This is a genomic window from Morganella sp. HMSC11D09, from assembly GCF_001807955.1.
Taxonomy (GTDB): domain Bacteria; phylum Pseudomonadota; class Gammaproteobacteria; order Enterobacterales; family Enterobacteriaceae; genus Morganella; species Morganella morganii.
This window is the reverse complement of sequence record NZ_KV791653.1, coordinates 1,422-1,896: the sequence shown is the minus strand read 5'-3', so window position 1 is coordinate 1,896 and position 475 is coordinate 1,422. Positions and strand designations below refer to the sequence as shown.

General features: G+C 57.3%; 1 pseudogene. It reads right to left on the bottom strand.

The window, feature by feature from the left end:
- A pseudogene (locus HMPREF3119_RS02015) lies at positions 1-475 on the bottom strand (RHS repeat protein); the annotation flags it as partial.

The following is a 475-nucleotide window of genomic DNA, read 5'->3' as shown; positions in this document are numbered from 1 at the left end:
GGCACGCCGGTCAGCGCAATGCTGTCCGTCTGCATCAGCCCGGCCGGATCATAATGGTGTGTACAGATACCCGCGAGGTTTTTTGCTTTCTCCGCCTCACTGTTGCCTGCATACATAAAGCGTTCAGTCACCTGAGCATTCTGCCCGGCGGTCTGTTCCGCGATACTCAGCAGACGCCCGGCTGAACCCGCACCTTCATACTGAAAAGTCTGTGTCACGGCCCGGCTGCGGTCATCCTGCCCGTTATCCGTACGGATCTGACTGATGCTGATCACAGGTCGCCCTGCCGCATCATGCAGTGTCAGCGATATTCCCGCATCCGCACTTTCCGTACGCAGCACCTGTCCGGAGAGTGAGGGGATATAGCGGAAATTGCTCAGCCCGGATGCCTGCATACGCGGATCGGCACTCTTCTCTAAAAACCCCCGTTTATCAAACTGATGGCAGGTAATGCGCTCATCGGTTTTCTCCGGGG